The organism is Rhodococcus sp. NPDC019050, assembly GCF_055664235.1.
The window spans coordinates 16,406-29,527 of the sequence record NZ_JBVOON010000002.1 but is presented as its reverse complement, the minus strand read 5'-3'; the positions used below and the strand labels follow the sequence as shown (position 1 = coordinate 29,527).

At 66.2% G+C, this 13,122-nt stretch carries 13 protein-coding genes and 1 pseudogene; 13 read left to right on the top strand and 1 reads right to left on the bottom strand.

Annotated elements, in window-relative coordinates; translation table 11 throughout:
• The first annotated feature begins 60 nt into the window (after positions 1 to 60).
• From thiD to AC0B44_RS02715, 5 genes are all read left to right on the top strand, one after another.
• Positions 61 to 852, top strand: a complete 792-nt coding sequence (gene thiD / locus AC0B44_RS02735) for a bifunctional hydroxymethylpyrimidine kinase/phosphomethylpyrimidine kinase (RefSeq protein WP_471901407.1) — start codon at positions 61 to 63, stop codon at positions 850 to 852.
• Positions 853 to 1,088: 236 nt separating this feature from the next.
• The gene (locus AC0B44_RS02730; protein WP_471901406.1) at positions 1,089 to 1,379 is read left to right on the top strand and encodes a hypothetical protein; all 291 of its coding nucleotides are present in this window, start codon (positions 1,089 to 1,091) and stop codon (positions 1,377 to 1,379) included.
• A 3-nt stretch (positions 1,380 to 1,382) separates the two neighbouring features.
• On the top strand, positions 1,383 to 2,462 hold the full coding sequence (locus AC0B44_RS02725; protein WP_471901405.1) for a hypothetical protein: 1,080 nt from the start codon (positions 1,383 to 1,385) through the stop codon (positions 2,460 to 2,462).
• A complete protein-coding gene (locus AC0B44_RS02720; RefSeq protein ID WP_471901404.1) occupies positions 2,452 to 3,501 on the top strand; it encodes a hypothetical protein in 1,050 nt (349 codons plus the stop codon). The genes AC0B44_RS02725 and AC0B44_RS02720 overlap by 11 nt, the downstream gene beginning before the upstream one ends.
• 146 nt (positions 3,502 to 3,647) lie before the next feature.
• The gene (locus AC0B44_RS02715; protein WP_471901403.1) at positions 3,648 to 4,838 is read left to right on the top strand and encodes an NAD(P)/FAD-dependent oxidoreductase; all 1,191 of its coding nucleotides are present in this window, start codon (positions 3,648 to 3,650) and stop codon (positions 4,836 to 4,838) included.
• A 4-nt stretch (positions 4,839 to 4,842) separates the two neighbouring features.
• On the opposite strand, the gene AC0B44_RS02710 is transcribed toward AC0B44_RS02715, so the two are convergent.
• Positions 4,843 to 5,685 (bottom strand): alpha/beta fold hydrolase, encoded by an 843-nt coding sequence (locus AC0B44_RS02710; protein ID WP_471901402.1) that lies wholly within the window; start codon positions 5,683 to 5,685, stop codon positions 4,843 to 4,845.
• A gap of 210 nt (positions 5,686 to 5,895) precedes the next feature.
• On the opposite strand from AC0B44_RS02710, the pseudogene AC0B44_RS02705 reads away from it, so the two are divergent.
• From AC0B44_RS02705 to AC0B44_RS02670, 8 genes and pseudogenes are all read left to right on the top strand, one after another.
• A pseudogene (locus tag AC0B44_RS02705) lies at positions 5,896 to 6,602 on the top strand (DUF899 domain-containing protein).
• 17 nt (positions 6,603 to 6,619) lie between these two features.
• Positions 6,620 to 7,156 carry an alpha/beta fold hydrolase gene (locus AC0B44_RS02700; RefSeq protein WP_471901401.1) on the top strand — a complete coding sequence of 179 codons (537 nt, stop codon included), beginning with the start codon at positions 6,620 to 6,622 and terminating at the stop codon, positions 7,154 to 7,156.
• Complete coding sequence (locus AC0B44_RS02695) at positions 7,153 to 7,461, top strand: hypothetical protein (protein WP_471901400.1); 309 nt, start codon at positions 7,153 to 7,155, stop codon at positions 7,459 to 7,461. Before AC0B44_RS02700 ends, AC0B44_RS02695 begins: the two co-directional genes overlap by 4 nt.
• Positions 7,462 to 7,659: 198 nt before the next feature.
• Positions 7,660 to 8,529 (top strand): pentapeptide repeat-containing protein, encoded by an 870-nt coding sequence (locus AC0B44_RS02690; protein ID WP_471901399.1) that lies wholly within the window; start codon positions 7,660 to 7,662, stop codon positions 8,527 to 8,529.
• Between the two features lie 179 nt (positions 8,530 to 8,708).
• Positions 8,709 to 10,106 carry a type III glutamate--ammonia ligase gene (gene glnT / locus AC0B44_RS02685; RefSeq protein WP_471901398.1) on the top strand — a complete coding sequence of 466 codons (1,398 nt, stop codon included), beginning with the start codon at positions 8,709 to 8,711 and terminating at the stop codon, positions 10,104 to 10,106.
• Between the two features lie 17 nt (positions 10,107 to 10,123).
• Complete coding sequence (locus tag AC0B44_RS02680; RefSeq protein ID WP_471901397.1) at positions 10,124 to 11,011, top strand: class II glutamine amidotransferase domain-containing protein; 888 nt, start codon at positions 10,124 to 10,126, stop codon at positions 11,009 to 11,011.
• 38 nt (positions 11,012 to 11,049) lie between these two features.
• Entirely contained in the window at positions 11,050 to 11,748 is a 699-nt protein-coding gene (locus tag AC0B44_RS02675) for a GltB/FmdC/FwdC-like GXGXG domain-containing protein (RefSeq protein WP_471901396.1), read from the top strand.
• Positions 11,749 to 11,779: 31 nt separating this feature from the next.
• Positions 11,780 to 13,105, top strand: a complete 1,326-nt coding sequence (locus AC0B44_RS02670; RefSeq protein ID WP_471901395.1) for an FMN-binding glutamate synthase family protein — start codon at positions 11,780 to 11,782, stop codon at positions 13,103 to 13,105.
• Positions 13,106 to 13,122: the final 17 nt, after the last annotated feature.

Here is a 13,122-nt window from a genome sequence, read left to right as displayed (position 1 = left end):
ACGCCTGCTACCGATCGCGTGAGCCGTCCGCGATCACCCCAGCCGAACGGAGAACTCATCGTGGTCGATCTCGCCTTCGTCATCGCCGGATCGGAAGCCACCGGCGGTGCCGGGTTGCAGGTGGACCTCAAGACGTTCCAGCAACTCGGCGTGTACGGCGTCGGCACCATCACCTGCATCGTGTCATTCGACCCGAACAACAATTGGGGCCACCGGTTCGTGCCGATCGAACCGCAGGTCATCGCGGACCAGATCGAGGCGGCGACGGCGGCCCACGACCTCGATGTCGTGAAGATCGGCATGCTGGGCACTCCCGCGACGATCGACGTGGTCTCGGACGCACTGAGCCGCCGGACCTGGCGGCACGTCGTGCTCGACCCGGTACTGATCTGCAAGGGGCAGGAACCCGGCGCGGCACTCGACACCGACAACGCGCTGCGCACCCAAGTACTCCCCCACGCCACCGTGGTCACGCCGAACCTGTTCGAGGCACGCACGCTGTCCGGCATGGACAGCATCGATTCCGTCGACGATCTGGTCGAGGCAGCAAAGCGCATCCACGACCTCGGCCCGCAGTACGTCATCGCGAAGGGCGGCGTCGAACTCACCGGCGACGATGCGGTGGATGTGCTGTTCGACGGCCGAGAGGTGACGTTGCTCTCGGCACCCAAGATCGGCAGTGAGCGCGTCTCCGGTGCCGGATGCACTCTCGCCGCAGCGATCACCGCGGAGCTGGCGAAGGGCACCGAGGTGACTCGCGCGGTGCAGATCGCGAAGGACTTCGTCACCAAGGGCATCGAAGGCCGCGTTTCCGGCAACACCCCCTTCGACACGGTGTGGCAGGGCGCCTGAGCACCGTACGCGCGGGCGTGTAGCCCACAGCGCGCACAATCGATTCGATCTTGATACCCTGTCGCCGATGTCGCCGGACGGGGGGTCCGGCGTCGCCGGCCGATCAGGGGGATCGTCGTGACCTTACCGTCGCATGAACCAGCACCATTTCTGCAAAGTCCTTGTGCCCCAGGGTCCTACGACCGCGAAGACCCTCACACTGGCACCGGGGACGCGATGCGCCGGCAGGCGACGCGTTGAGCCTGGGCGTCGATCCGGGCGAACTCCTGCGTGCCGCAGCACGATACGAAGACTCCGCCCGGGTGGTGGCGACGGCACTCGACCCGCTTCCCGAGACGGTGCGAGGGGGTGCGGCCACCGGCACGCTCGCCGGAATACTCGGTCGAGCCGCTGCTGATGTCGCCGGTCTCGTGCAGACGCTCGGTATCACTGCGGGCATGCTCAATTCCTGCGCCGAGGCGTACCGCGACAGCGACGCCGGCACCGCCGCGCGGATCGTTACCGCCTGGCCCGACCGGGGCGAGTGAGCCGTGCCGATCGATACTTTCATCGACGGCGACCCCGCCGACATCTCGCGCGTCGGGCACTCGATCCGCCGACACCTCGCGGCCGCCGTCGCAGCGACCGGGGACGACGCCGAAGAAGCCCGCCGCATCGCCGACGATGCGTGGGAGGGCGAGGCGTCCGACCGGTATCTGCGCGAGGCCTCGCGGATCGTGCAGGTCATCGACGAACTTCACGCGAGGACGCTCTCCGCTGCGGACGATTTCGACACACTGTCGGTTGCGCTCGCTTCGGCTCTCGCGGATATGTCGGATATTCGCGACCGCGCCGCGAGTGCCGGACTGCCGGTCGTGTGCGACACCATCGGCGATCCCGGCCCGCATTCGGACGAGTCGCTGCTCCGCACGTACGAAGAGATCGCGGATGCCGCAACGGATGTGCACCGTCGGTGGGCGCGCGACATCGCGGAGGTCACCCACCGGTGGACGAGTCCCGCGTGGGCCGCACTGTTCACCACCACCACCGGATTCGACTATCTCACCGCCGAAATGCGCCAACGCGTCGGGCTGCTGGCAGATCGAGCGGCCATGTGTCTCGAGAATTCGGCGCGGTCGATGGAGGCCGTGCTCGATCTCGCGCCGGGTACCCCGTACGACGAGGTGCGGCGCCTGTTCGGACAGGCGAAATCATCCACCGACGATGTTTTTTCCGCGCTCGCGAAACACGCCGATCTGGCGCCGGTTCCGACCAGGGTGGCCGTGGGAACGGGGGCCCTGGGCGTCGTTGCCGGTGTCGGACTCGACTATTTCGGAGGTGGTGAGCCTCTCGAGCAGGCTGTGGTCTCCAATTCGGCCGGGCTCGCCGCATCGATAATCGCGGGAGCGGTCGCCGGATCCATCGCGCCCGGCGTAGGCACGCTGGGTGGCGCACTGGCGGGAACAGCGGCGGGCATCATGGCCTCCGGCAGCGTCGACCACCTCTACGAAGATTCGTCCGCGACGTTCCTCAGCACGTTCGATGCGGGAGTCCGCGAACTGACCGAAGCTAAAGATGCGTTGGTGAGCCTCGGCGAATCCGTCCGAGAGGTGCTGACCGATGGCAACTGACGATGCGCCGACGGAGGCGGATACCTGGCCCCGGCAGAAGGTCTACGGAACTCTCACGGTCTACGGGCATTGCATGACCGCTGCTGCATTGATTTTTCTCAGCATCGGCATGCTCGTCGTCGCCCTCGAAGATGCGGTGCATGTCGGTCCGAGCGGGATCGTGTTCGGTCCGACCTACGCGACCGATCAGCTCTGGTTCACGCTCGGATTCGGGGTGTTCATCTGGCTCCTCCCGGTCTTGGTCTTGTTGATGCACGGCCCTCGCACCCGGCGTTCCGACATCACCGTCGGGACCGACGAGGGCACACCGGCTCTCCTGCTCCGTCAATCACGGTTGATCTACAACCTGACCATGTTCGTGGCGCTGCCTGCACTCACCGTCTTCGCGGTGTTCCTGCTGAAAGCCGACACGCCCCCTGCCGACATGTCCGCCACCGATATCTATGCGACCGAGGAGGAGTTCAAGCCCTCGTTGTTGGCAATTCTCCTCGTAGCCATGTGCGGGTATCAGGCACTCATGGTCGTGTTGATCCTTCTCGGACGTGTCCGCGCCGGCCACATCGCCATCCGGCACGACGGACTCCACCTCCGGGGTTACGCCCACGACGCGTGGATACCGTGGGATGACCTCCTGCTCGTCCAAATCAACAGCCACTGGAAATTCCTCACCGTCTGGGTCCGTCCCGGCCACCACGCAACCTTCTCGTCGCCGGTTCCCCTGTGGAGAAGATTCGACAACACCGTGCTCACAGTCGCTTCCCACACCAACGGTGAGGGGTTTGCTGTGCGTGTCGACCGCCGGCCCTTCCGGATCGCACCCGAAATCATCGACGCAGCCGTCGAGCACTACATGGAAAACCCCGAAGCGCGTGGCGAATTGCGCGATCCCGAAGCGATCACTCGCACCGTCGAAGTCCTGCGATCGCACGCCACGACAGCGTGGTGGCGGTCCCAGAAGCGTCCGGTCACCGTCCCCCACCTCGGGTCGGACCCGGACCCCACGGGTCGCGACGACACTCGCCGGAGCCGGAGGTTGTGACGGCGCGCGATCGAGTCCTCCACCGATCGCGCCGGGCTGCCCCGTGATCGTTTACCTTGCTGTCACACTGCCGCACTCCCGGCGCGTTTCTCGATATGCAACACTGTTTGCCATCAGGAAACACCAGCGCGATTGCGAGGACAGCGATGGCAGAGAGTGCCCGCGTAGTGATAGTCGGAGGCGGACTCGAGGGATTGGCCACCGCCTGGTCGTTGGCCGAACGCGGGGAAACCGATGTCCTCGTCCTCGAACGAAATACGTTGTGCTCCGGCATGACCGGAAAATCGAGCGGAATAGTCCGGTGCCATTACGGGGTGCGATCACTTGCCGCGATGGCCTGGCACGGGGTGCAGGTCTTCGCGTCGGCCGACGAGATCTTCGGCACGGACATCGGATTCCGTCGGACCGGATACGTCGTCGGAGTCGGAGCGAACAACGTCGCTCCCCTGATCGCGAACACAGCGATGCACCGCGAACTGGGCGTGCCCGTGGAATCACTCGACGGTGACGACGTCGCGCACTTGTGGCCCGGTATCGCACTCGACGATTTTTCGGCCTTTGCGTACGAACCACTCGGCGGGCACGGCGACGCGTATATGACGGGCATGGCCTACGCCACGCAGGCACGGCGCCTCGGAGTCCGGATCCGGCAGTCGGCCGAGGTCGTCTCTCTGAGGCAGCGCGAGAACGGCGAGGTCTACGGTGTCCTTCTCGCCGACGGAACCGAAATCCACGCCGAAACAGTCGTTCTCGCCACGGGAGTGTGGTCCCCCACGCTCGGCGCCACCGCCGGAATCGACGTTCCCGTACGAGTGCAGCGGGAGTCGATTCTGCTCGTCGATCAGGGAACACCCACCCCTGACGTTCCCACCTTCTCGGACCTGGTGAATCTGCAATACATCAGACGCGAACCGAACGGCGACCTCCTCGTCGGCAACAGCGACCATTCCGATCCCGAATGGGCCGACCCCGACACGTATTCCAACCGGGCGGACGACGATGTCGTCTCCACCGCGATCGGCAAACTCGACCGCCTGCTCCCCCACATGCCCGACCCCCGACTGTCGTCGTCCTATGCCGGATGTTACGACGTGACACCCGATTACAATCCCGTCATCGGGCCGTCCCCCGTTCCTGGTCTGTTCCTGCTGGCCGGTTTCAGCGGTCACGGCTACAAGATCTCTCCCGCCGTCGGGCGCCTCGCCGCCGACCTTCTACTGGACGGCATCTCGAGCGACCCAGCGGTCGACGGTGACGACTTCCGCTTCTCCCGCTTCGACGAGGGCAAGCCTCTGGCGAGCCTCCACCCCTATATCGGCGCCGGCGAGATGCGATAGCGGTTCAGGGCAGCGACAGCATCGCGTCGGCGACCTCGCCGACAGATGCCGTCGGGATTTCTGTCGAGGCGTCGTCGAGAACGAGTAGTCGTGCACCCGGGATCTCACGGGCGATCGCCTCACCGTTGCCGAGAGGGAAGAAGGGGTCCCGGCGACCGTGGACGACGAGTGCGGGGACCTCGATGTCGGGAAGCCGCTCGCGCCAGCGCGGTGTGCAGTCGAGCGCGGCGAAGACCGTCCCCATTTGGTCCGCCGCGTGCGTCGCCGGTGCGGTGCCGGGCGTTCTGTCCCAGATGCGGGCGGCAGTCGCGCGTGCGACGTCGGGATCGTTACCGAGGCGCTCCGCCTGAGCGGCGCCGAATTCCGCCACCGCCTGCCGGTCGTTCCAGTCGGGAATCCGCAGCGCAAACAGGCTCTCCATCGTCTCTTTGTCATGATCGGGGAGGTCCGGGTCACACTGTCCGGGCGCAACCGCGCGGGTGCCGACCAGGGTGAGTGCCCGGAACACAGCGGGGTGGTCGAGCGCCGCGACCTGGGCGACCATTCCGCCGACCCCGATTCCCGCCAAGTGGGCAGGCCCACCGCCTAGCACATCGACGAGAGCCGCCGCGTCGCCGGCGAGGTCTCGCAGCGTGTAGGCGGGTGCGGCAGGGTCGTCCCTCGTCGACTCGCCGCTGTCGCGCAGGTCGTACCGCACGACCCGTCGACCTCCCGCTGCGAGATGCTCGCACAGCTCGTCCGGCCAGGAAAGCATCGTCGGCCCGCCCGCAAGGAGGACGAGAGGTGCCTTCTCGTCGCCGAAGGCTTCGATGCCCAGGTCGATCTCGCCGATGTGGACGGTTGTCATCTGTCGGTCACCTCTCCAGGTCGGGACAGGGGTCGATCTTCATACGGACTGACCGGAGGAGAGCTCCGATCTCATCGACACTGCGGCATCCGGCCACGGAATCGGGAGGCAGGCACCGACGAAGACATTCCGGGCGACACGGCCGCGATGACTTTCGGGTCCGTATCAGGTCGACACCGGGGAACGGAACCTCCGACTCCGGGAGACACCATGACTCAGCAGACCGCCCGTGCCCTCCCCCCCGATCGTCGACCGTGAGACCTGGCAGAGCGCGCTCGACGACCTGCGCATGCGGGAGAAGGCCGCCACCCGCGAACTCGATGCCATCGCCGCTCAGCGCCGCAGGCTGCCGATGGTCGAACTACCCGACTACACGCTCATCGGACCGGACGGCCCGATCCGGCTCGTCGACGTGTTCCAGGGCCGTTCCCAGCTCATCGTCTACAACCACATGTGGTCCGACGGCGACGAATGGCAGTGCCCCGGTTGCACCGGCCTCACGCCGCAGTACACGCGGCTCGGCATTCTCGACAACTACGACGCTCGGTTCGTCGTCGTCACCAACGGCCCCATCGACGAAGCGCTTGCCTACAAGGCCAAGGTCGGCAACAAGATGGAATGGTATTCGTCGTCGGAGAGTTCGTTCGGCGCCGACGTCGACGCGCCCCCGGGCGGGGGCTTCGCGGTCAACGTGTTCCTCCGCGACGGCGACACCGTCTACCGCACCCTGGCACACCACCGGACGCGGCACCGAACAGCTCACCTACACCTTCCCACTGGTCGACGTGCTGCCGTGGGGACGTCAGGAGGAGTGGCAAGATTCGCCTGAAGGCTGGCCACAATCCCCCACCTACTCCAACTGGCTCGACTCCCCCGATGTCGCCCGGCTGTACGGACCGGGGACGGAGGCCGAGTAGTGGTCGCGGAGGACAACATGGATGTGAAGGCCTCTCGCAGTGGTCATGTCTCGATCAACGGGTTGCGTCTCTATCACGAAGTACACGGCGCACTCGGCAATTCCTCGGCGCTCCCTTTGCTGCTCATACCGGGCGCGTTCATGGGGACCGACTCCATGGCGTCGTGGGTATCCGCCTTCGCAGACGAACGTCCGGTGATCGTCTTCGATCAGCAAGGGCACGGCCGCACCCCGGACACCCCGCGCGCGATGTCGTACGAACAGTTCGCCGACGATGCTGCAGCACTGCTGCGCGCTCTCGAGATCGAACGCGCGGACGTGATGGGGTACTCGCGAGGTGGCCGGGTCGCGCTGCACTTGCGCTCCGGCACCCCGGCCTCGTCGACAAGCTGGTCTTGCTGTCCGCCACCTACCGCCGGGACGGCTCGTACCCGTCGGTGCTCGCGGCCATCGAGAATCTCGGCGCCGAGCACCTCGCCGGCACTCCCCTGGAGCAAGCGTTCGTGGACCACACGCCGCACGACGGCGCGTTCGCGACTTATATCGAAAAGATGAAGGGACTCAACACCGAAGATCACAACATCGGTGTTGCACAGTTGCGGTCGATCTCCGCGAAGACGATGGTCGTGGTGGGTGATGCGGACGGCGTGAAGCCGGAGCATGCGGTGGCGATGTTCCGAATGCGGGGCGGCGGTGACGAGGAAGCGGCGGCGGGGACAGCGCAGAAGGCACCGTCCGCGCGCCTGGTCATCCTGTCGGCGACATCGCACATGGGCATCTTCGGCGAAACCGCGGTGCCGGCTCCGATGATCAGTGCTTTCCGCGACGATGCACCACCGGCGACTGCCGACCTCGTCTAGGACTGCGCTTGTTGATGGCCGGTCGCCGCACTTGCTACGGTGTCGGCAGTGATACGCATGCTGTCTTTGTGAGCCGAACCCACCGCGACGACTACTCGTCGCTTCTCCGCGGTGTGGTGATTCCGTGTGCTTCGGCAGGGAACCGGACCCTGGTTCCCCCTTCCCCGATCCGCACCCGCATCACCTTCTGGAGCACCCATGTCCGTCACCGTTCCCCTCCCCTCGTCCATCCCCCTCCCCTCGTCCATCCCCCTCCCCTCGTCGCTGAAATCCGATTGCGCGAACTGTTTCGCGTTGTGCTGTAACGCCTTCGGGTTTTCCGGATCGGCGGATTTCCCCATCGACAAGCCTGCCGGAGCACCGTGCCCGAACCTCGGGCCGGACCATTCGTGCCTGATCCACAGCTCGCTGCGCGCCAGAGGATTCCGCGGCTGCACGGTCTTCGACTGCTTCGGCGCAGGGCAAGCGGTCTCCCAGCGGCACTTCGGCGGCACCGAACCGCACCACCCCGACGATCGGCGCACGATGTTCGCGGCCTTCACGATCACCCGGCAACTCCACGAGATGCTCTGGCACCTGGCGGAAGCCCGGGCACGCACCTTCGATCCCGACACCGCGCGCGCAGCGCAGCGTCTCGAAGCCCTCGTCGCGGCCACATCGCTCGGGCCCCTCGACGCACTGTTGGCGACGGACATGGACTCGTTGCACAGGACGGTCGCAACCATGCTGCGGGACATCAGTGAAGAAGTGCGATCCGCGTACCGGGCGGACGGGCGGGACATCTTTCCCGAGGCACGTCCGGATGTGGACCTGGCCGGCAGAAATCTGCGCTCGTACAACTTGTTCGGTGCCGATTTGCGAGGTGCGTGCCTGATCGCGGCTGATCTGCGCGAATGCACTCTGTCCGGGGTGGATCTCCTCGGCGCCGACCTGAGAGACGCCCGGCTCGAGGGCGCAGATCTGTCGACCGCGTTGTACGTGACGCAGCCACAGATCGCGGCCGCGCGGGGAAACCGGGAAACCGAACTCCCGCGTCGCCTCTCGGCCCCGGCTCACTGGGGCAGCTGAGCCACCCGCACCGATCCGATCCGATCCGATCCGATCGAATCGAACAGAGGCAGCGTCACCAACGTTTCTCCGCTGTGTAACACCTCCGTCATGCCTGCGGTGTTTCATTACATTCGACGCCGATTCACCCCATGAAACAACCCACGAAACCTCGCCGCCGCCGAAACTCAGGAGTTTCCATGACGCTCGAAGCCACCGACCTCACCACCCGGCGGTTGCAGTCGACGAACGGACATCCGCTCGAGAGTTCCGCCATCGCCGCCCCCGACCACGCCACCGACCTCGCGTCCCTCGCACGCGCCACCGATACCCGTTTCATCCTCGCCGTGTTCACCACCTTGTCCGGAAAGCCCTGCGCCAAGCTGGTTCCCGTCGAATCGGCAGACGAACTGCAGAACGAGGGTGTCGGGTTCGCCGGATACGCAGCGGGTGCCATCGGCCAGGTACCGAAGGATCCCGACCTGGTCGCACTCCCCGACCTCTCCTCGTTCACGCCCGTGCCCTTCATCCGCGAGGGCCTCGCCCTCGTCCACTGCGATCCCCACGTCGAAGGTGCACCCTGGCCGTTCGCTCCGCGTGTCATCCTGAAGAAGGCGCTCGCCGCCGCCGCCGACAGAGGGCTCACGGTCAAGGTGGGCGCCGAGATCGAGTACTTCCTCGTCCAGCGCGGTCAGGAGGGCACCCTGCGCACCGCCGACCTCCTCGACACCTCGCGCCAGCCCTGTTACGACGCCCGCGACGTCACTCGCATGTACGAGCACCTGACCTCCATCTCGTCGGCGATGAACACCCTCGGCTGGGGCAACTACGCCAACGACCACGAGGACGGCAACGGGCAGTTCGAACAGAACTTCCGCTACGACGAAGCCCTCGTCACCGCCGACCGCGTGATGACTCTCCGCTATCTGATCTCCGTTCTCGCCGAACAACGCGGTATGACAGCAACATTCATGCCCAAGCCATTTGCCGATCGGACCGGTTCCGGCATGCACCTGCACATGTCGCTGTGGAAGGGCGACCACGCCGCATTCCCGGACCCCGACGACCCGCGGGGACTGGGACTGTCCGACCTCGCCTACTCCTTCATCGGCGGAATTCTCGATCACGCGTGCGCCCTGCAAGGAGTGCTGGCACCGACGGTGAACTCGTACAAACGCACGGGTGCGACCGCGACCACCTCCGGTGCCACCTGGTCGCCGCGTCACGCGACCTACGGAGGAAACGATCGCACCCACTACCTGCGGGTACCGGACCGTCACCGGATCGAACTGCGCGGCGGTGACGGCGCCGCCAACCCGTACCTGGCGACCGCCGTCACCGTGGCCGCCGGACTCGACGGCATCGACCGTCAACTCGATCCCGGCACTCCCGGCGACGGCGTCGCGTCCGATGCGTTGCCGATGACGCTGCTCCACGCGATGGACGCTCTCGCCGGCGACCCCGTCGTGACCGCAGCGCTCGACGCAGCCGGCCCCGGGGTCGCGGAGTACTTCACTTCTCTCAAGCGCGAAGAGTTCTTCCAGTGGCACAGCACCGTGACGCCGTGGGAGATCGACAACTATCTGACCGCTTTCTGACACTCACAGGAGACGACATGTGCGGAATCGTCGGGCTTCACCTTCGTGACGCCTCACTCGAACCACGGCTGGGTCACTTGCTGACCGGCATGCTCGGCCGGATGGTGGACCGTGGCCCGGACTCGGCGGGCGTCGCCATCTACGGCGACCCGGTGTTCTCCCCGGAGGGGCATTCCTCGGTGTCCGTCCTGGGCGCCGACCCGTCCCTGCCCGCGGCCCTCGGCGAGGCACTGGGCGTGCCCGTCACCGGGATCGACCTCGCGCCGACCACCGTCCTGCACGCCCCGGTTCCGGCGGCGCTGCTCGCCGAGTCGGTCCGCCGGGTGGACCCCGGCGCGACCGTGATCGGATTCGGTGCCGACGTCACGGTGCTCAAGGGAATGGGCAATCCGCTGCAACTCGCCGAACACTTCGGTCTTCCCGGAGCGTCGGGTCACCAAGGTGTCGGCCATACCCGCATGGCCACCGAATCCGCGGTGACCGCCGCGGGGTCGCACCCGTTCGCCGTCGGCCCGGACCAGTGCCTGGTGCACAACGGTTCGTTCTCGAACCATCTCTCGATCAAACGTGAACTGGAAGACGAGGGCGTGGTGTTCGACAGTGAGAACGACACCGAAGTCGGAGCTCGCTTCGTGGCCAAGCACCTCGCCGAAGGCGCCGACCTCGACAAGGCGCTGAGATTGCTCGGTGAGCGGTTCGACGGCTTCTACACCCTGCTCGTGTCCACCGCCGATTCGTTCGCCGTGGTGCGCGACCCGATCGCGTGCAAACCTGCGATCGTCGCAGAAACCGACGGCTATGTCGCCATGGCATCCGAGTTCCGAGCTCTGGCAGAGCTTCCCGGAATCTCCGACGCGCACATCTTCGAACCCGAACCCGAACGGGTCTACGTATGGCACCGCTGACCAGTTCTGCCGCTTCCACTTCGACGCCGGAGAATTCCATGACCACCGACACGCTTCCCACCATCACCGCCTACGACCTCGGTGTGACCACGACACGTGAACTCAACGCGGCACTACAGGCGACCGAAGCACCCGCCGCCGTGCACGTCACCAACCCCCGAGGGCAGCACGCACTCGCATGCGGACTGAACCGGCCGATCGACGTGCACATCGACGGGCACGCGGGGTACTACGCCGCCGGCATGAACCAGCACGCCCACGTCACGATCGACGGGAACGCCGGGGTGGGCGTCGGGGAGAACATGATGTCCGGCACCGTGCGGGTGAGGGGCGACGCGTCCCAGTCCGCGGGGGCGACGGCCCACGGCGGCCTGCTCGTGATCGAGGGCAACGCCGCAGCGCGGTGCGGGATCTCGATGAAGGGAGTCGACATCGTCGTCGGCGGCGACATCGGGCACATGAGTGCGTTCATGGGACAGGCCGGACGACTGGTCGTGCTCGGCGACGCCGGCGAGGCGCTTGGCGACTCGCTGTACGAGACGCGGATCTACGTGCGGGGCACCGTTGCCTCGCTCGGTGCCGACTGTGTCGCGAAAGAGATGCGCCCCGAGCATGTCGCCGAACTGCAGGACCTGCTCGACGCCGCGGGTTTCGACGCCGACCCGGCCGAATTCACTCGCTACGGCTCCGCCCGCACCCTCTACCACTTCCATGTCGACAACGCGTCGGCGTACTGAACCCGACCCGCACGACAGCGAGGAGACCTCCATGACCTTCCGGCCCGGACTGCGCGAATCGGCGACCTTCGACCGCAACGTCATCCACGAGATCCAGCGTGCCGCCGACACCGGCATCTACGACATCCGCGGCTGGGGCGCCAAACGCAAGGTCCCCCACTTCGACGACCTGCTGTTCCTCGGTTCGTCGATGTCCCGCTATCCCTTGGAGGGCTACCGGGAGCGGTGCGACACCGACGTCGTACTCGGCGATCGTCACGCCAAGTACCCGCTGCATCTGGACACCCCGGTCACGATCGCCGGAATGAGTTTCGGAGCACTGTCCGGCGGCGCCAAGGAAGCGCTCGGACGAGGTGCGAGTGAAGTCGGCACCTCCACCACCACCGGCGACGGCGGAATGACCCCCGAGGAACGCGGTCAGTCCAAAACTCTCGTCTACCAATACCTTCCGTCGCGGTACGGAATGAACCCGGACGACCTGCGCAAAGCCGACGCCATCGAGATCGTTCTCGGGCAGGGCGCGAAGCCCGGTGGCGGCGGCATGCTGCTGGGCCAGAAGATCACCGAACGGGTTGCGGGAATGCGCACCCTGCCCGTCGGTATCGATCAGCGCAGCGCGTGCCGGCACCCGGACTGGACGGGACCGGACGACCTCGCAATCAAGATCATCGAGCTTCGCGAGATCACCGGTTGGGAAAAGCCGATCTACGTCAAGATCGGCGCGACCCGGACGTACTACGACGTCAAACTCGCGGTGAAGGCCGGGGCGGACGTGATAGTGGTCGACGGCATGCAGGGCGGCACCGCAGCGACTCAGGACGTCTTCATCGAGCACGTCGGGATCCCGACCCTCTCCGCGATCCCGCAGGCGGTACAGGCCCTGCAGGAGATGGGCGTGCATCGCACTCCCGGTGGGGTGCAACTCATCGTCTCGGGCGGCATCCGGTCGGGTGCCGACGTCGCGAAGGCGATGGCACTCGGCGCCGACGCCGTCGCGATCGGGACGGCCGCGCTGATCGCACTCGGGGACAACGACCCTAGGTACCAGGCAGAGTACGAGCAGCTCGGCTCGGCCGCCGGTTTCTACGACGATTTCCAGGACGGCAAGGATCCGGCGGGCATCACGACCCAGGATCCGGAACTGCAGAAGAACTTCGATCCTGTCGAGGGTGGACGCAGGCTCGCGAACTATCTGCGGGTTCTCACTATGGAGGCTCAGACCATCGCGCGCGCGTGCGGCAAGTCGCACCTGCGCAACCTCGAACCGCAGGACCTGGTGGCCCTGACGATCGAATCCGCGGCGATGGCCCGCGTACCCCTCGCGGGCACCGAATGGATTCCAGGACGAGCGTTCTGACCCTGCTTCCCCACGGC

Excerpts from the sequence above, each read along its gene's own strand:
- AC0B44_RS02720 (WP_471901404.1), top strand. The coding sequence starts at position 2,452 with ATGGCAACTGACGATGCGCCGACGGAGGCGGATACCTGGCCCCGGCAG.
- AC0B44_RS02715 (WP_471901403.1), top strand. The coding sequence starts at position 3,648 with ATGGCAGAGAGTGCCCGCGTAGTGATAGTCGGAGGCGGACTCGAGGGA.
- AC0B44_RS02710 (WP_471901402.1), bottom strand. The coding sequence starts at position 5,685 with ATGACAACCGTCCACATCGGCGAGATCGACCTGGGCATCGAAGCCTTC.
- AC0B44_RS02700 (WP_471901401.1), top strand. The coding sequence starts at position 6,620 with ATGGATGTGAAGGCCTCTCGCAGTGGTCATGTCTCGATCAACGGGTTG.
- AC0B44_RS02695 (WP_471901400.1), top strand. The coding sequence starts at position 7,153 with ATGAAGGGACTCAACACCGAAGATCACAACATCGGTGTTGCACAGTTG.
- AC0B44_RS02690 (WP_471901399.1), top strand. The coding sequence starts at position 7,660 with ATGTCCGTCACCGTTCCCCTCCCCTCGTCCATCCCCCTCCCCTCGTCC.
- glnT (WP_471901398.1), top strand. The coding sequence starts at position 8,709 with ATGACGCTCGAAGCCACCGACCTCACCACCCGGCGGTTGCAGTCGACG.
- AC0B44_RS02680 (WP_471901397.1), top strand. The coding sequence starts at position 10,124 with ATGTGCGGAATCGTCGGGCTTCACCTTCGTGACGCCTCACTCGAACCA.
- AC0B44_RS02675 (WP_471901396.1), top strand. The coding sequence starts at position 11,050 with ATGACCACCGACACGCTTCCCACCATCACCGCCTACGACCTCGGTGTG.
- AC0B44_RS02670 (WP_471901395.1), top strand. The coding sequence starts at position 11,780 with ATGACCTTCCGGCCCGGACTGCGCGAATCGGCGACCTTCGACCGCAAC.